Consider the following 16062-nt stretch of genomic DNA (forward strand, 5'->3'; position numbering starts at 1 on the left):
AAAAGACCGTGGAGGAGACGCGGCAGGAGGGCGAACTCCGTGCCGCCTTCCTGGAGCAGACCCTGAAGGAGACGCGGGAGATCGTCGCGACCCTCGAGGCGCGGATCCAGTCCCTCTACAGCACGATCGGCGAGATGAAGGATCATGTGGATTCGCTCACCCGGACCTGCCAGGACCTGCGCCGCCACGTCCGCAACCTGGAGACCCAGCTCAAGGCCTCCCAGGCGGCGGTGCGGGAGGCCGCCGGACGGCTCGAAGGGCTGGTAGAGCCGGGGTGAGAGGTTACGGGCGGGCTGCGAAGACGAAAAAGCGCAGCGACAGGAAGTTCATCACCGGGTTCAGGATAGCGAGGCCCCAGGATGACGCCCAGAGGGGAAGGCCCAGCCGGTTCGCCGCCAGGAGGTAGAGCTGGTCGACGGCAAGGATGACGACCGCCGTCAGGGCGAACCTCACCCCAGCCAGTGCGGTCACGCGCTGGCCGAAAGAAACCGAGGCGTTCCCAAACAGGGTCACGAGACAGGCTGCGCCATAGGCGACCCCATTTGCGACAATGAGCGGCGCTGGGGTGAAGGAACTGACGAGGTTGAGGACCAGGATGTGGCAGAGGGTCGCCACAATCCCGACGCCGGCAAAGCCGACTATGGCCTTCATCAGACCGGCTCGACGGGGCGGCGGGCGATCAAGAGCAGCGAAAGTCCGAAGGGCGGGGACGTCCAGCGCAAGAGCTGGGCCTCGGATCCAAAAATGCCACCCAAGAGGCTGTTGAGACCCTCAGGGGGCAGGCGATCGGCACCGGACGACTCGATCACCCCGGCTCGCTCAGCGAGCCTCACTGTTGCTGCGACTGGGAATAGAAAGCTGTTGAAGTAGGTCAACCGGGCGATCTCAAGGCCAGAGTCCCGGAAGATGTCCTTCAATCCGCGCCGGCTGTATCGGCGCTTGTGATGGTGGCGTTCGTCGTGTCGGCTCCAGAGGGCGGCGAAGGCGGGGACCGTAACGGCGAGAACGCCCCCTGGCTGCAACCGCGCCGCCAGGGCCTCGATCGAGGCCTTGTCCGCCTCGACATGCTCGATGACGTCGAATGCCGCAATGAGGTCGAAACCCGCTGCAAACTGCGGAAGCTCATCTGGCAAGCCACCCGAATGCAGGGCCACCCCGGACGACCTTGCCGCAAGGGCTCGGGCGGTTGCGTTGGGCTCGATGGCGTCGACCGAGCCGAAACCCTTGAGGAGATCCAGGTTGCCACCCGTCCCGCATCCAACCTCCAGGACCCTTCTCCCCCCGGAAGGGGCCGGGGCAAGGTGACGACCAATTTCCGCCTGAAGGATTCGACGGCGCCCGACGAACCACCAATGGCGCGCCTCCACGGCGGACATCTCAAGATAGACCGCATCTTCCATGCGTCAGATCCCCACCCGGTCGGAGACGATGTAGAGCGGTCGCCCTTTGATCTCCTGGTACATCCGACCGAGATACTCGCCGAAGACGCCCAGGGCGATCATCTGGAAGGACGAAAAGAGCAAGAGGACCACCATCAGGGAAGCGTAGCCTGGAATGTCCCGCCCCCGGACCAGGACATGGACGATCAGGTAGACGGCGTAGACGAGGGCGGCGGCGGCACCTGCCAGGCCGATGAGGGACCACACTCTGAGGGGCACGGTGCTGAAGGCCGTGATGCCATCAAGCGCGAAGCGGAACAGGCGGGGGCCGTTGAACGACGTCTGTCCCGCGGCGCGCTCCGGCCGCGCATAGGGAACGCCGACCTGCCGGAACCCAACCCAGGCGAAGAGCCCCTTCATGAAGCGATTGCGTTCGGGCAGGGCCTTGAGGGCTTCCACCACCACCCGGTCCATGAGTCGGAAATCGCCGGTATCTCCTGGGATGGGAACGTCCGATATCCGGTTGAAGACGCGATAGAAGGCGCCCGCTGTCGCCCGCTTGAAGAAGGTGTCGCTCTGCCGTTCCGTCCGGACACCATAGACGACGTCGTAGCCCGCTTCCCAGAGCGTAATGAAATCGCCGATGAGGGCTGGCGGGTCCTGAAGGTCCGCGTCGATGGGAACCACCATGTCCCCCGAGCAGTGATCCAGTCCGGCGGAAAGCGCCGCCTCTTTACCGAAGTTCCTCGAAAGCCTCAGGCCCCGCAGGCGCGAATCCGAGGCCGCCAGTTCGCTGAAGATGCCGAAGGTGCCGTCCGTACTGCCGTCATCGACGCCAATCACCTCATATTCGACGCCCAGGGACGCCATTTCCGCATGGATGGTGGCGAGGGTCGTCGGCAGCACCTCCGCCTCGTTGTGCATGGGGATGATCAGGGAGAGACGGGCACCGGCCCGTGACCTGGAACTCAGGGCAGTCAAATCAGTCCTCCCTCGGACGAAATGGCCGGAGGTCGGCAGTGGAGATCGCCGCAAGAAGAGCGGCGGCGGCGAGCGCAGGGACGATATAGCGGGCGTCAGCCGCGGGGGAGACCAAGAAAAGTAGCCCGGTGAACCCCGTGGCGCCGAGAGCGAGAGCCAGCTTGAGCAGTCGCCTTTCGGGCGCGGCCCGGAAGGTTACCGCCATGAGGACCAGGGAGAGAAGGAGCAGAACCACAGGTCGGTTCCAGTAGGCCTGCGCCTGGCGGTTCACCACCGCAACATAGGCGGCGGCCTTGTCAGGGCGCGCGAGGCGGAAGCCGAAGTCGTTCGGATCGATCTGGTTATGCATGACGTAGAAGGGGTCCCCCTTGAGGACGCCGATCTGGGCCAGCAAGACGAGGCGGCGATGAGACAGGAAGCATCCGGGGTATTGGCTGACGGCGTCGAACCAGGCCGCCCTGAGCGCATTGTCACCGAGGGTCTGGGGTGAATAGCCGCGAGCCTCCAGCCCCGAGACGATGATGTTGACGTGGGTCGGCGTGTAGACCTTCCGGAGGTCCGCGACCGGGACTGGAGCCTGAGAATCTGCGGCGACGGGCAGGACGGAACGCCCTGAGCAGGCCCCGACCCCCACGATATCGAAGAGCCGGGTCGTTGACAGGCTGCTGGCCGGAGGCATGCGCTGGAAGTCTGGAAGACGCCAAGTCACGGAAGCCACGGCAAGCGGGTAGGGCACCAGGAGCACCAGAAGCGCGGCGAACCGGGCGAAATTGGAACGCTCGAAGCGCCAGACGCGAAACGCCATCAAGAAGGTGATCGGGACGAGGACCGGAAAAGCGTTGTACCGGAGCGCAAGACAGATCGAAGCCGCGAGGGCGCCCAGCAGGAGGCCCGGCCAGGAAGCACGGCCGGGAGGGCCGACCCACATTGCGACCGCGAGACAGAAGAAAGCCGCCGTCATGGGGTCCCGCCAATGCACGGCCAGGGACCCGGATACGGAAGGGGAAAGCGCCAGCAGGACGAGGTAGACCCCGGAGGCGGCCACGGCCTGAACCGTCGACCGGAAGATCCGGAAGGCCAGGAAGACGCCGGCGGCGCAGAGCAGGAAGGTTTGGAGGAAGATGATGTTCCCGGGCGCGAAGGGAAGCCGCCCAGCAAGGGAGATCAGGTAAGCGTGCATGGGCGGCCAAGTCACGGTCGTGATTCCGCCGGCGGACTCGGAGAAAGCCCGAAGGCTGTCATAGGACATCAAACCCGGCCAGACCGATCCCGCCAGGATCGCGGAGGCGACGGCGGCGGCGCATAGGATCAGGCCCAAGGCCAGGGCCCGCAGGCCCCAAGCCGGTAGGGGTGAATTCGCACCTGTCATTTCAGGAGGCGGCCGAGACTGCAAAGCGACGTCCCGTCGCTCAGCACGCCGTAAGCGTCAAAGGGACCGACCAGACCGCCGATTCTGACGACCCAGCCCGTTTTTGGATCCGGGATGTCAGGCATGGCTCGAGGGACATCCTCTCGAACCCAACCGCCGTCGCCAGCGGCGACGACCTGACCCAGACCGTTGACGAGCACAAATTTACGCACAGAGGTCTTTGCGGCACTGTCCCAGGCCCATCCGAAGACCGATCGTCCGATCCCATCATTCGCGGGTCGAACCCCGTCCAGATTGCCGACGCAGGCACCTTTGCCGGGGAACGTCTCCGCCGCCATCTTTCCATAGAGGTTTGCGGCCCAGTCTGGGGCGGGGACCCCTTCCGGAGCCTTTCCAGAGGCCGGCTGCACGGTCGCGACCTCCGCAGGAGCCTCTGCTTCTTTCTTGGAGGCCCATTGCGGGGGACTGCAGCCCGCCGCCAAGAGCAAGATGGCGGCGGCAACGCCTCTGCCGATCGGCGATTGATGGCCAAAGCCGGCGAGTTTGAATTGGGACTTCTTCATCTTGGGCGACCTTCCCTCGGCGGCCGGACGCCTAGTGTTGGGCGAACCCAGACGTCCGGACTGATTCCAGAAGGCCGCATACTATTCCGAAGCGATGAAGATTCCGAGCGCCGCCCCCCGGTTGCGCCACCGAATCCGACCTGTTACCTCGGGCGGCCTCGCCGGGAGCGACGATGGAAATCACCGAACATATGCTGCGGACGGGCTCCCGGGGTTTCCGGGACGATCTGGCGCGGGCGGTCGAGGACCTGAGGCGCTCCGGACAGGGCCTCGGGCTGGCCTGGTCCCTGGCCTGGCACGACGTGGTTTCGCGCTATCGCGGATCGATCCTGGGGCCCTTCTGGATCACCCTGTCCATGGCGGTGATGGTGCTGGGCATCGGCTTCCTCTACGCCGAGCTGCAGAAGATCCCCCTGGCCACCACCCTGCCCTTTGTGGCCCTGGGCATCGTCTTCTGGGGATTGATCTCGCAGACCATCATCGAGGGCTGCGAGTCCTTCGTCCAGGCCTCCGGCATGCTGAGCCAGACCGCCCTGCCCATGCTGACCTTCGTCTGGCGGACCGTGCTGCGGAACCTGGCGGCCCTGCTGCACCACCTGGTGATCGTGGTGGCCGTGATCGTCGGCTTCGGCCTCTGGCGGACCCTGAACCTGCCCCTGGCCCTGGCTGGCCTGGTCCTCGTCCTGGTCAACATTTCCTGGATGTGCCTGCTGACCGCCATCATCTCGGCCCGGTTCCGGGACATCCCCCAGATCGTCATGTCGATCATGCAGTTCTCAATGTTCATGACGCCAGTGTTCTGGCAGCCCGGGGCGCGCGTCGGCATGATGGGTGCCGTCCTGACCTGGAATCCCTTCTTCCACATGCTCGACGCCATCCGGGCCCCGCTGATGGGCCTGGCGCCGGAAGCTTCCACCTTCCCGGTGCTGGTCGGCATGGCCCTGATCGGGTGGGCGGTCGCCTTCGGCCTGTTCACTGTCACCCGCCGCCGGATCGTGCACTACCTATGAGCCGTAGCGCCAAGTCCCCGACAGCGCCGCCCCGGCCGGACCAGGCCTTCATCAGCGTGCGCGACCTGACCCTGCGGTTCCCGGTCTATGGCTACGACGCCAAGTCCCTGAAGAAGCACCTGGCCCGGGTCGCCGTGGGCGGACGCCTGGACCAGGTCCGCCACGGATCGACCGCAGTCACCGCCATCACCGGCCTGGACCTAGAGCTGAGGGCCGGGGACCGGCTGGGCCTGATCGGCCACAATGGCTCGGGCAAGACCACCCTCCTGCGGGCCCTGTCCGGCGCCTACGAACCCGACGACGGGCAGATCGAGGTGCGGGGCAAGATCGCCCCCCTGCTGGACCTGTCCCTGGGCATTGACCCCACCGCCACGGGGCTGGAGAACATCCGCCTGCGGGGCCGCATCGCCGGCCTGTCCGCCCGGCAGGTCGACGACAAGATGGACGAGATCGCCGCCTTCACGGGCCTGGGCCCCTTCCTGGCCATGCCGCTCAAGACCTACTCGTCGGGCATGCAGGCGCGGCTGGCCTTCGCCGTGGCCACGGCCGTGGACGCCGACGTCCTGTTAATGGACGAGTGGATCGCCGTGGGCGACGCCGACTTCCAGAAGATCGCCCACAAGCGCCTGCTGGGCCTTGTGGAGCGGGCGGGCATTCTGGTCCTGGCCTCGCACGACCTCGACCTGATCCGGCTCTACTGCAACAAGGTGATGCGGATGGACGCCGGGGTCGGGTCGGAGGTGGTCTCCGTCAAGGCCCTGGACGAGCTCCTGGCGAGGCCGTCAGTTCGCTGAACTCAATGTCGCGGACGGTCGCGCCGCGGACGGACCGGGACAGGGACAGAATCTCGCCGGTCTCGAAGGCCGCGAACAGGGCCGCTTCATCCGCCAGAACCCGGCCGCCAAGCCCGGCTGAAACCTGGGCGGCGATATTGCCGCTGTCCGGTCCTGTCAGGATGGCGGCGCCGGCCGCGGCCGCTTCCAGGGCCGTGAAGCCGAAGGTCTCGGCGCAAAGGGACCAGGTCAGGGCGACATCAACTCCTTCGCGCACCAGGGCGTCGCGCATGGCGTGGGGCGAGGCGGCGCTGACCGAGGTCTCGACAAAGCCCATTCCGGCATAGCCCGCCCCCTGGGACCCGAACTGCAGGAAGGCATACCGCGGATCGCCGGCAAAGCGCTGGACAAGGTCGCAGAAGACCTCCCAGCCCTTGTGTGGGACCGGCGCGCCGAGGAAGGCCAGGCGCAGGACGCCGTCGGGCGCCGGAGACGCTGGCGCGCCCTTGGCCGGCCCGCCAAGGGAGGCGTGGGGCAGGACCCGGGCGGAGGCGTCCCCAAGGCCCGAGGCCCGCTGCCAGAGATCGAGGGCCGCCTGCGACGGCGAGAGGACCGTCAGGTCGAAGGCCTCGAAGAGACGACGGTGGCCCCCGGCATGGAGGGCCCGACGCGGACCGTAGAGGCAGACCCCGCAGGCGGCGCTGTCGGCCGGCGGCGCGCCGCAATCCGCAAGGTCGTCGCGCATGAGGTGGACCCCGGCGCAGAGGCTGGCGAAGTCATGCAGCCAGAAGACGCCCCTCCTGAAACCGCTAGCGCGCAGGACCGCCTCGATGGCGGCGGGATCGTGGCCGAGCAGGCTGTGCAGGGCAAGGCTGCGGCGGCCGCCCGGGGGCAGGACCGAGGCCAGGGCAGCGGCCAGGTCCTGCGCGCTCCAGACCCCCAGGGCCTCACCGTCCAGGGCCAGGCCGAGGGGACCGCCGCCGTCCTGGCGCAGGGTGGGCCAGGTGTCGACCGGATGGAGGTGCAGGCCGGTCACGCCCTGCCGGGCAAAGGCGGCGTGCTCGCGCTGGACGCAGAGCTGGAGGCCGCCGACATTGCGGAAGGCGTCATCGTGGCTCACCGTCAGGTGGAGGTCCGACAGGGCCGGGCCGAGGGCGGTGAGCCGCCGGACGAGGTCGTCCCGGGAGGCCGGCTTGACCCGTGGCCAGCGGGCGGCGGCGCGGTCGAGGCGGACCTGCAGGGGCTCCAGCAGGGCGGCGGCCCGGGCCGCACGGCCCACCTCCCGGCGGGGCAGGCGGCCCTCGGCCTTCCCCGCCTTCAGCCAGTGGAGGAAGGGGTTGATCCCGGCTTCGGCGATGTCGGGGTAGAGCTCGAGATAGTCGCGGACGCTGAAGGCGGCGATGGGGTCGCGGCCCTCCCGCCAGCCGTGCCGCAGGAAGTGATCGACGGGATCGGCTCCCGCGACGACCACATCCGGGTTCATGGCCAGGTACCAGTCCGGATCCATGGCGTCGGCGACGAGGGCCTCGTCCGGGGTACGCACGGCCAAGCGGGCGCGCGCCGCCAGGCCGGGCAGGCGGCTGAGAAGGTTTCGGGCGAAGGTTCGCAAGGGGCTGTCGGTCACGCCGGTCTCCATCGCCAGACCTAGAACCCTTCGGCGACGACGGGAAGGGGTCGCCGCAGGGCGCGAGGCGGCTGTAGAAGGAGGCATGGCCTCCGCCCCGCCGCCCCGACCGAAAGCCGGACCCGCCGCCGCCCTGCGCCGGCTGGCCGCCCGGGCGCTGGGCGTCGTGCGCTCGATACCGGTCCTGCACAGGCCGGTGCACGCCCTGGCTGAGCGCATCGCCCGGCATCCGGCGGGGGCGCGGCTGATCCGCAGCGTGCTGGAGCCCCACGCCCTGGATCCCACCGCCTACGCCCGGTGGATCGCCCGCTGCGATACCCTGACCCCAGCGGACCTGGCGGCGGCCCGGGACCTGGCCGCCCGGCTGGCCGCGAAGGGGCCATTGATCTCGGTGGTGATCCCGGTCTTCGACCCGGACCCGGCCCACCTGGAGGCCGCCATCGCCTCGGTGCAGGCCCAGCTGTGGCCGAAGTGGGAGCTGTGCCTGGCCGATGACGCCTCGCCGGGCGGGGAGACCTGGGCGCGGCTGGAAGCCGCCGCGGCCGCTGACCCGAGGATCCACATTGTCCGGCGCGAAACCAACGGCCACATCAGTGCGGCGACCAACTCAGCCCTGGCCCTGGCGAGCGGGGACTTCGTCGCCTTCATGGACCAGGACGACCTGATCCCGCCTCACGCCCTCCTGGAGGTGGCGGCCGAACGGGTGCGCTACCCGGAAACGGACCTGATCTACACCGACGAGGACAAGATCGACGGGCGGGGGCGGCGGGTGGAGCCGCACTTCAAGACCGCCTGGGACCCCGAGATCGTGCTTTCGCAGAACATGGCCAGCCACCTGACGGTGATGCGCCGCAGCCGGGTGGCCCAGGCCGGGGGCCTGCGCGAGGGACTGGAGGGCGCCCAGGACTGGGACCTGGTGCTGCGGGTCGCGCAGGCAGCGGGGCCGGAGCGCATCCGGCACATCCCGGCCGTGCTCTATCACTGGCGTCAGGCGGGGCAGGCGTCCTTCTCGGAGAGGGCCATGGCCCGGTGCCGGGCGGCGGCGGCGCAGGCGGTGAACGACCATCTGGCGGCGAGCGGCCAGGCGGCGACGGCCCGGGCGGTGGAGGGCGGCCCAGCCTGGCTGGAGATCGCCCGCGACCTGCCCGGCCCGGCCCCGAAGGTCTCGGTCATCGTACCGACCCGGGACCGGGCGGACCTGATGGAGGCCTGCGCCCGGGGGGTGCTGGAGGCCACCGACTGGCCCGACCTGGAACTGCTTGTGGTGGACAATGACAGCGCCGAGCCGGCGACCCAGGCCCTGTTCGCGCGCCTGGCCCGGGACCCGAGGGTGAGGATCCTGCCCGCGCCTGGGCCCTTCAACTATTCAGCCATCAACAATGCGGCTGTGAGGGCGGCAACGGGGGACCTGCTGGTCTTCCTGAACAATGACGTGGAGGTCCAAGACGCCAGCTGGCTGAAGGCCCTGGCGGCCCAGGCCCTGAGGCCGGAGGTGGGTGCGGCGGGGGCGATGCTACGCTTCCCGGACGGCCGGGTGCAGCATGCGGGCGTCGCCCTGGGGATTGGCGCCGCCGGCGTGGCGGGCGCTCTGGGCGTGGGGGCGGGAGCCCGGGACCCGGGGCCATTCAACCGGTTGAGGACGGCCCGGTGCGTCTCGGCATCGACAGCGGCCTGCCTGGCCGTACGCCGGTCCGTCTTCGAGGCGGCGGGGGGATTCGACGCGGAGCACCTGGCGGTGGCCTTCAACGACATCGACCTGTGCCTGAAGATCCGCGCCCTTGGCCTGCAGGTGATCTGGACCCCCGGAGCCAACCTGATCCACCAGGAGTCCGCCTCCCGGGGCTCGGACCTGGAGGCCCGCCACGCCGAACGCTTTGCCCGCGAGGCCGCGTGGATGCGTGAACGCTGGGGCGCCGTGCTGCAGACGGACCCCTTTTACGGGGTCGCCTTCGACCTGGGCGGTGGTGACTGGCGCCCCGCGGACCCGCCCCGGCGTCTGCGTCCCTGGGCCTTGCCGCCGGAGACCTGGGAGGCCATGGTCGGGGGCCCAGAAAAGGACACACACCCATGACGCGCGCGCCCCGCCGGACCCGGACCGCCCTGCTGATCGCCCTGGCGACTGCCGGTGCGACCGCCCTCCCCGCCCTGGCCGCGCCGCGGCGGGACGACGGTCTCTGGAAGGCTGCGGAGGCTGCCCGGGAGGGGCAGCTCAAGCTGCTGGAAACCGTGGTGAACATCGACTCCGGCACCGGCGACGTCGACGGCGGGCGCAGGGTCCTCGACGTCCTGGCACCCCGCCTGGAAGCCCTGGGTGCCAGGATCGAACGCGTCCCGGCCGAGATTCCGGGCCTGCCGGACAACCTCGTCGCCACCCTGAAGGGCAAGGGCAAGGCGAGGATCCTGATGATCGGCCATGTCGACACGGTGTTCGAGCCGGGCACGACGGCGAAGTGGCGCTATGCGGCGAACGGGAACCGGGCCACGGGCCCCGGCGTCGGCGACGAGAAGGGCGGCGTTGTACAGGCCATCACCGCCCTTGAGATCCTCTCCGCCCGCGGCTTCCGGGACTACGACACCCTGACCCTGCTGGTGGAGACCAGCGAGGAGCGCGGCTCCCCGGGGACCCGGGCCCTGATCGACCGCCTGGTGAAGAGCCATGACGTCGAGCTGAACCTCGAACCCGGCGACGCCCCTGACAAGATCACCGTCTGGCGCAAGGGCAGCTCGACCTTCAACATCGACGTCAAGGGTCGGCCCGCCCATGCCGGGGTGGCCCCCCAGGACGGCCGCAACGCCGCCACTGAACTGGTCCACCAGCTGGCGACCCTGGATGGCCTGCCGAAATCGGGCGACGGCCTGACCGCCAACCTGACCATCCTCCAGGCGGGCAGCCGCTACAACATCATCCCCGAGAACGCCCGCGCCCAGGTCAATGTCCGCATCCGAGACAAGGCCGACCTGGACCGCGTGCAGGCGACCCTCGAGGAGAGCGCCCGCAACACCAAGGTGCCGGACACCCGGGTCACGGTGAGCCGCGAGAACTCCTTCCCGCCCCTGCCCGACAATCCCCACACTGACGCCCTGGCTGTGCGGGCGAAGGCCATTTACGCCGAAATGGGGCGGGACCTGGGGACGGGCGGCAATGGCGGCGCCTCGGAGTCCGCCCTGTCCTATGAGGCGGGAACCCCGGCCCTGGACGGACTGGGACCGGTGGGCGGCGGCTTCCACACCGACAAGGAATGGATCGACCTGACGACAATCACGCCGCGCACCTACCTGCTGATGCGGATGATCCAGGACCTGTCCGCGCGCCCGCCGAAGCGCTTCACGCCTGCCGGCTGACCGAAGACCCATAGCGCAGGCGGCCCAGCGCCTCGACGAGGCGCCGGAGGGGTGCGCCGGGGTCGCGGCCGGCCTTCCAGGCTTCGAAGCTCATGACGTTGGCGATCCGGGCGTCGAGGAAGGCGTCCGACTCTGCCTCGCCCGACCGGAGGCGGATGGCGAGGGCCGGGACCAGGATCCCGGCCAGTATGGCCCGCTTGGAATAGTGGTTCTCGTCGGCGGCGACATCCCCCGCCCACCGCCAGAGAGAATCGGCACTCTCCCAGGCCAGGGACAGGCCCAGGCCGGCGTTGGGGGGCAGGGCAAGCCATCCCGACCAGCGCCGGACGGCGGGGGCGTCGGCCGCCGCGGCCTCGATGCGCGCCTTGAGAGCCGAGCGGATTCTCTGGCGGATCTTGAGCCCTGCCGGGTCCGGGAGGGCGGCGACGGCCGCAGCGTCATGCCGGCGCGAAAGGAGCGCGGCCAGGTCGGCGGGTCCCCGGGGCAGGATCAGTTCGCCTTCGCCCGGGCTGAAGCCAGCGTCTGCAGCGGCGGATACGGCCATGGCGGAGGTCCAGCCCATGTCCGGTGCCCGCACCAGGGCGGCGTCAAGCACAGCCTGTTCAGCGCGCCTCAGCCAAGCCTCGGGATCGTCATTTGTGTCCATGGAGCCAATATAGGCGAGAATGCCTGGCCTGTCCGGCGTGGACAGGACATTTCCGGTCTGCTATTGCCCGCCCCCTATCCAGACGGAAGACCGTCGGGAACAAAAGCTAATATCCGTTCGCCGCTGAAGCCTCGCTGGAGGCGACGCCGAGCGGGAACGGGTGACAGGAGAGAGACCCCTGGTTCAGATTTTCGTCCGCGACAACAACGTCGACCAGGCCCTCAAGGCGCTGAAGAAGAAGATGCAACGCGAAGGCTCGTTCCGCGAGATGAAGCGTCACGTGCACTACGAGAAGCCCTCGGAGAAGCGCGCCCGCCAGCAGGCCGAGGCCGTTCGCCGGGCCCGCAAGCTCGCCCGCAAGCGCGCCCAGCGCGAAGGCCTGATCCCCGCGCCGAAGAAGCCGGTGCGCTGAGCCGCGCCCCGGCACCTATTTTTTAGACGGCAAACAGGGGCCGTGCGCACGCCGCACGGCCTTTTTGCTGTCCGGGGTCCCTCTCCTCTCCGAACCGCTGGAGATTTCCGGTTTGGGCGCCTATCTTGGGTGAGAACTGGACACAACCCCTTCGGATCGGATGGCTATGAACCTTCGAACACTCGGCATCTGGGCGGCCATCATTATTGCGCTGGCCGGGATGTACGCCCTGACCAACCCCGGCAACCGGACGCCCACCATCAGCGAGATCAGCTATACCCAGCTGCTCGGCAAGATCGATGGCGGCGGCGTGAAGTCAGTGGAAATGGCGGGCCCGCGGATCGTCGTGAAGGACGCCGAGGGCAAGAGCTTCGCCTCGGCCACACCTAACAACCAGGAGGACCTGGTCAAGCGGCTCGAGGCGCGCAATGTCGACATCAAGGTCAAGCCGCCCGGCGGCATGAGCGCCGGTGCCATCCTCCTGCAACTGCTGCCCATCATCATCATGGTGGGGATCTGGATTTTCTTCATGCGCCAGATGCAGGGCGGCGCGAAGGGAGCCATGGGCTTTGGCAAGTCCAAGGCCAAGATGCTGACCGAGAATCGTAACCGCATCACCTTCGAGGACGTGGCCGGTGTGGACGAGGCCAAGGACGAACTGGCCGAGATCGTCGACTTCCTGAAGGACCCGCAGAAGTTCCAGCGCCTGGGCGGCAAGATCCCAAAGGGTGCCCTGATGGTTGGCCCCCCCGGCACCGGCAAGACCCTGCTGGGCCGGGCCGTGGCCGGCGAGGCGGGCGTGCCCTTCTTCTATATTTCCGGCTCCGACTTCGTGGAGATGTTCGTCGGTGTCGGCGCCAGCCGCGTGCGTGACATGTTCGAGCAGGCCAAGAAGAACAGCCCCTGCATCATCTTCATCGACGAGATCGACGCCGTCGGACGGCATCGCGGCGCGGGCCTCGGCGGTGGCAACGACGAGCGGGAGCAGACCCTGAACCAGCTGCTCGTCGAGATGGACGGCTTCGATCCCTCCGACGCCATCATCGTCATCGCCTCCACTAACCGGCCGGACGTGCTTGACCCCGCCCTGCTGCGGCCGGGCCGTTTTGACCGCCAGGTGGTGGTGAGCAATCCGGACGTGAACGGGCGCGAGCGGATCCTGCGCGTGCACATGCGCAACGTACCCCTGGCGGCGGACGTGGAAATCCGCACCATTGCCCGCGGTACGCCGGGCTTCTCGGGCGCGGACCTGGCCAACCTGGTCAATGAAGCCGCCCTGATGGCCGCGCGGAAGAACCGCAAGATGGTCACCCAGCGTGACTTCGAGGACTCCAAGGACCGGGTCATGATGGGCGCCGAGCGCAAGTCCATGGCCATGACCGACGATGAAAAGCGCCTGACCGCCTACCACGAGGGCGGACATGCCCTGGTGGCCCTGAGCGTCCCGGCCTCGGACCCCGTGCACAAGGCCACCATCATTCCGCGCGGGCGGGCCCTGGGCATGGTCATGCAGTTGCCTGAGCGCGACCAGCTGTCCATGAGCTTCCAGCAGATGACCTCGCGCCTCACCATCCTCATGGGCGGGCGGCTGGCCGAAGAGCTCATCTTCGGCCGCGAGAAGATCACCTCTGGCGCCTCCTCCGACATCGACCAGGCGACACGCCTGGCCCGGGCCATGGTCACCAAGTGGGGCTTCTCCGACCGACTGGGCGTGGTCTCCTACGGCGAGAACCAGGACGAGGTCTTCCTTGGCCATTCGGTTTCGCGGACCCAGAACGTCTCGGAGGAGACCGCCCGGATCATCGACGAGGAGGTCAAGCGCCTGGTCCAGGGCGGCTACGATGAGGCCAAGCGGATCCTCACCGAGAAGATCGAGGACCTGCACACCCTGGCCAAGGCCCTGCTCGAGTACGAGACCCTGACTGGCGACGAGATCACCAACGCCCTGAAGGGGGTCATGCCCCGGCGTGACGATGCGGGCGACCCCGCACCGGCCCTGCCGCCGGTCTCGGTGCCCCTGATCCCGACCACGGCCCGGCCGCAGCCAGCGTGAGCGAAGGCGCGGGCGCCCGCCGCCCGCCCCTCGTCATGGGGGTGGTGAACACCACCCCTGACAGCTTCTCCGACGGCGGACGCCTGGAGGGCGTCGAGGGTGCGGTCGCCTACAGCCTGGCCCTGGACCGGGCAGGGGCGGACATCCTGGACATTGGCGGCGAGTCCACGCGTCCGGGTGCCCGGCCCGTGAACGCCGAGGACGAGGCCCGCCGGGTCCTGCCGGTGATCCGCACCCTTCGCCCCCTTACCCAGCGCCGCATATCGATCGACACCTGCAAGCCAGAGGTTGCCCGGGGGGCGATGGAGGCCGGGGCGGACATCTGGAACGATGTCACCGCCCTGGGCGCGCCCGCCGCGGCGGACCTGGCGGCGGAACTCGGCTGCGAGGTGGTACTGATGCACATGCAGGGCGAGCCGCGCACCATGCAGGCGGCCCCGCGGTACGAGGACGTCCTGGCTGAAGTCTGCGCCTTCCTGGACGCCCGGGCCTCGGCCGCCCTGGCCGCCGGCGTGGCGCGGGAAAAGATCTGGCTGGACCCCGGGATCGGCTTCGGCAAGACCCTGGCCCACAACCTGGCCCTGCTGGCAGGGCTGGAGCGGATCGTGGCCCTCGGCTTCCCGGTCCTCCTGGGCGCCAGCCGCAAGCGTTTCATCGCCGCCATCGGTGCAGGCGGAATGCTGGCGTCGGACCGCCTGGGCGGTTCACTTGCAGCGGCCCTGGCCGGGGCCCGGGCGGGGGTGGCGGCAGTGCGGGTCCACGACGTGGCCGAGACGGTCCAGGCGCTAAGGGTCCAGGCGGCGATCCTGGCGGGGGGCGAGGTCAGCCCCGCCCGATGAAGGGCATGGCCGTGGCCATCACCGTCATGAACTGGACGTTGGCCTCCAGGGGCAGGCCAGCCATGTAGGCCACCGCCTCGCCGACCGCCGTGACATCCATGGTAGGCTCGGCCGCCACGCGTCCGTCCGCCTGGAGGACGCCCCGGGACATCCGGGCGGTCATCTCGGTCGCGGCGTTTCCGATGTCGATCTGGCCGCAGGCGATGTTGTAGGCCCGGCCGTCGAGGCTGGCCTGGCGGGTCAGGCCGGTCATGGCGTGCTTGGTGGCGGTGTAGGCGACGGACCGGGGCCGCGGGACCTGGGCCGAGATGGAGCCGTTGTTGATGATCCGGCCGCCCTGCGGGGACTGGGCCTTCATGCAACGGAAGGCGGCCTGGATACAGAAGAAGGCGCCGGTCAGGTTGACGTCGACCACACGGCGCCAGTCCTCGACGGACAGGTCCTCCAGGGGCACCGGCGGGGCGCCCGTCCCGGCATTGTTGAACACCAGGTCCACCCGGCCGAACCGGTCCGTCGCTGCCTTGAACAGGCCTGCCACCTGGTCGGGATCGGCGACATCGGCCGGATGGGCCAGGCCCCGGGCCGGCCCGCCGCAGAGTTCGAGGGTCTCCAGGAGGGGCTCGGCCCGCCGGCCGGCGAGGACGAGGTTCCAGCCCCGGGAGGCCAGGGCGAGGGCGGCGGCGCGGCCTATGCCGGAACCGGCGCCGGTGAGGATGGCGACGGGGGGCGAGGAGGCGGGGTGTTCGGTCATGTCGCCAGACTAGATCATGTTCCGATAAGTGGGAACCGGTTTTCGGATCGAGACATGATCTAACATATTGAAATTAGAGCCTGTTTTGCCCTTTCAGACTTTCCGTCTGAAAGGAACAGGCCCTAGTCTGCGCCCGCCTGGCCGTGCAATTGCGCCCGGGCCGGGTTAAGTCCGGGCCATGTCCAGTGCCCTTGGCCGAGTCCTGATCATCGCCGGCTCCGACTCCGGAGGCGGAGCGGGCCTGCAGGCTGACCTGAAGACCGTTACTGCCCTCGGCGGATATGCGGCGACGGCGGTCACCGCGATCACGGTGCAGAACA

At 68.8% G+C, this 16062-nt stretch carries 17 protein-coding genes; 9 read left to right on the forward strand and 8 right to left on the reverse strand.

The window, feature by feature from the left end; translation table 11 throughout:
• Positions 1–278: hypothetical protein (locus WCJ52_RS06125; RefSeq protein WP_336902423.1), on the forward strand; the 278-nt coding region annotated here is incomplete at its 5' end.
• 4 nt (positions 279–282) lie between these two features.
• On the opposite strand, the gene WCJ52_RS06130 is transcribed toward WCJ52_RS06125, so the two are convergent.
• Genes WCJ52_RS06130 through WCJ52_RS06150 form a run of 5 tightly spaced genes read right to left on the reverse strand, consistent with a single transcriptional unit; the run spans position 283 to position 4292 of the window.
• The gene (locus WCJ52_RS06130; protein WP_336902424.1) at positions 283–651 is read right to left on the reverse strand and encodes a GtrA family protein; all 369 of its coding nucleotides are present in this window, start codon (positions 649–651) and stop codon (positions 283–285) included.
• Positions 651–1400: a class I SAM-dependent methyltransferase gene (locus WCJ52_RS06135; protein WP_336902425.1), complete on the reverse strand. Its 750-nt coding sequence runs from the start codon at positions 1398–1400 to the stop codon at positions 651–653. The genes WCJ52_RS06130 and WCJ52_RS06135 overlap by 1 nt, the downstream gene beginning before the upstream one ends.
• A gap of 3 nt (positions 1401–1403) precedes the next feature.
• On the reverse strand, positions 1404–2360 hold the full coding sequence (locus WCJ52_RS06140) for a glycosyltransferase family 2 protein (protein ID WP_336902426.1): 957 nt from the start codon (positions 2358–2360) through the stop codon (positions 1404–1406).
• Between the two features lies 1 nt (position 2361).
• Entirely contained in the window at positions 2362–3678 is a 1317-nt protein-coding gene (locus WCJ52_RS06145; protein ID WP_336902427.1) for a hypothetical protein, read from the reverse strand.
• Positions 3679–3725: 47 nt separating this feature from the next.
• The gene (locus WCJ52_RS06150) at positions 3726–4292 is read right to left on the reverse strand and encodes a hypothetical protein (RefSeq protein ID WP_336902428.1); all 567 of its coding nucleotides are present in this window, start codon (positions 4290–4292) and stop codon (positions 3726–3728) included.
• A 173-nt stretch (positions 4293–4465) separates the two neighbouring features.
• Here WCJ52_RS06150 and WCJ52_RS06155 point away from each other — a divergent pair, with 173 nt between their 5' ends.
• The gene (locus WCJ52_RS06155) at positions 4466–5302 is read left to right on the forward strand and encodes an ABC transporter permease (protein WP_336902429.1); all 837 of its coding nucleotides are present in this window, start codon (positions 4466–4468) and stop codon (positions 5300–5302) included.
• The gene (locus WCJ52_RS06160) at positions 5299–6096 is read left to right on the forward strand and encodes an ABC transporter ATP-binding protein (protein WP_336902430.1); all 798 of its coding nucleotides are present in this window, start codon (positions 5299–5301) and stop codon (positions 6094–6096) included. The genes WCJ52_RS06155 and WCJ52_RS06160 overlap by 4 nt, the downstream gene beginning before the upstream one ends.
• Here the strand turns inward: WCJ52_RS06160 and WCJ52_RS06165 are convergent.
• The gene (locus WCJ52_RS06165; protein ID WP_336902431.1) at positions 6053–7699 is read right to left on the reverse strand and encodes a hypothetical protein; all 1647 of its coding nucleotides are present in this window, start codon (positions 7697–7699) and stop codon (positions 6053–6055) included. The two genes, WCJ52_RS06160 and WCJ52_RS06165, sit on opposite strands and share 44 nt — an antisense overlap.
• Before the next feature lie 85 nt (positions 7700–7784).
• Between WCJ52_RS06165 and WCJ52_RS06170 the strand changes: the two genes are divergently transcribed.
• Both WCJ52_RS06170 and WCJ52_RS06175 read left to right on the forward strand, forming a co-directional pair.
• Complete coding sequence (locus WCJ52_RS06170; RefSeq protein WP_336902432.1) at positions 7785–9770, forward strand: glycosyltransferase family 2 protein; 1986 nt, start codon at positions 7785–7787, stop codon at positions 9768–9770.
• Complete coding sequence (locus tag WCJ52_RS06175) at positions 9767–11041, forward strand: glutamate carboxypeptidase (RefSeq protein ID WP_336902433.1); 1275 nt, start codon at positions 9767–9769, stop codon at positions 11039–11041. The genes WCJ52_RS06170 and WCJ52_RS06175 overlap by 4 nt, the downstream gene beginning before the upstream one ends.
• On the opposite strand, the gene WCJ52_RS06180 is transcribed toward WCJ52_RS06175, so the two are convergent.
• On the reverse strand, positions 11025–11687 hold the full coding sequence (locus WCJ52_RS06180; RefSeq protein ID WP_336902434.1) for a COQ9 family protein: 663 nt from the start codon (positions 11685–11687) through the stop codon (positions 11025–11027). The genes WCJ52_RS06175 and WCJ52_RS06180 overlap by 17 nt on opposite strands.
• Positions 11688–11865: 178 nt before the next feature.
• Between WCJ52_RS06180 and rpsU the strand changes: the two genes are divergently transcribed.
• The 3 genes from rpsU (at position 11866) to folP (ending at position 14991) form a co-directional block, all read left to right on the forward strand.
• On the forward strand, positions 11866–12099 hold the full coding sequence (rpsU, locus tag WCJ52_RS06185) for a 30S ribosomal protein S21 (RefSeq protein ID WP_336902437.1): 234 nt from the start codon (positions 11866–11868) through the stop codon (positions 12097–12099).
• Positions 12100–12265: 166 nt separating this feature from the next.
• Complete coding sequence (gene ftsH, locus WCJ52_RS06190; RefSeq protein ID WP_336902435.1) at positions 12266–14152, forward strand: ATP-dependent zinc metalloprotease FtsH; 1887 nt, start codon at positions 12266–12268, stop codon at positions 14150–14152.
• Between the two features lie 35 nt (positions 14153–14187).
• The gene (folP, locus tag WCJ52_RS06195) at positions 14188–14991 is read left to right on the forward strand and encodes a dihydropteroate synthase (protein ID WP_336902438.1); all 804 of its coding nucleotides are present in this window, start codon (positions 14188–14190) and stop codon (positions 14989–14991) included.
• Here the strand turns inward: folP and WCJ52_RS06200 are convergent.
• On the reverse strand, positions 14975–15742 hold the full coding sequence (locus WCJ52_RS06200) for an SDR family oxidoreductase (protein ID WP_336902436.1): 768 nt from the start codon (positions 15740–15742) through the stop codon (positions 14975–14977). The genes folP and WCJ52_RS06200 overlap by 17 nt on opposite strands.
• Before the next feature lie 178 nt (positions 15743–15920).
• Here WCJ52_RS06200 and WCJ52_RS06205 point away from each other — a divergent pair.
• A partial coding sequence (locus WCJ52_RS06205) for a bifunctional hydroxymethylpyrimidine kinase/phosphomethylpyrimidine kinase (RefSeq protein ID WP_336902439.1) occupies positions 15921–16062 on the forward strand: 142 nt, incomplete at its 3' end.

The sequence above is a fragment of the Phenylobacterium sp. genome, assembly GCF_037138395.1.
GTDB lineage: Bacteria > Pseudomonadota > Alphaproteobacteria > Caulobacterales > Caulobacteraceae > Phenylobacterium.

Excerpts from the sequence above, each read along its gene's own strand:
- WCJ52_RS06175 (WP_336902433.1), top strand. The coding sequence starts at position 9,767 with ATGACGCGCGCGCCCCGCCGGACCCGGACCGCCCTGCTGATCGCCCTG.
- WCJ52_RS06160 (WP_336902430.1), top strand. The coding sequence starts at position 5,299 with ATGAGCCGTAGCGCCAAGTCCCCGACAGCGCCGCCCCGGCCGGACCAG.
- WCJ52_RS06170 (WP_336902432.1), top strand. The coding sequence starts at position 7,785 with ATGGCCTCCGCCCCGCCGCCCCGACCGAAAGCCGGACCCGCCGCCGCC.
- WCJ52_RS06150 (WP_336902428.1), bottom strand. The coding sequence starts at position 4,292 with ATGAAGAAGTCCCAATTCAAACTCGCCGGCTTTGGCCATCAATCGCCG.
- ftsH (WP_336902435.1), top strand. The coding sequence starts at position 12,266 with ATGAACCTTCGAACACTCGGCATCTGGGCGGCCATCATTATTGCGCTG.
- WCJ52_RS06130 (WP_336902424.1), bottom strand. The coding sequence starts at position 651 with ATGAAGGCCATAGTCGGCTTTGCCGGCGTCGGGATTGTGGCGACCCTC.
- folP (WP_336902438.1), top strand. The coding sequence starts at position 14,188 with ATGGGGGTGGTGAACACCACCCCTGACAGCTTCTCCGACGGCGGACGC.
- WCJ52_RS06155 (WP_336902429.1), top strand. The coding sequence starts at position 4,466 with ATGGAAATCACCGAACATATGCTGCGGACGGGCTCCCGGGGTTTCCGG.
- WCJ52_RS06180 (WP_336902434.1), bottom strand. The coding sequence starts at position 11,687 with ATGGACACAAATGACGATCCCGAGGCTTGGCTGAGGCGCGCTGAACAG.
- WCJ52_RS06200 (WP_336902436.1), bottom strand. The coding sequence starts at position 15,742 with ATGACCGAACACCCCGCCTCCTCGCCCCCCGTCGCCATCCTCACCGGC.
- WCJ52_RS06135 (WP_336902425.1), bottom strand. The coding sequence starts at position 1,400 with ATGGAAGATGCGGTCTATCTTGAGATGTCCGCCGTGGAGGCGCGCCAT.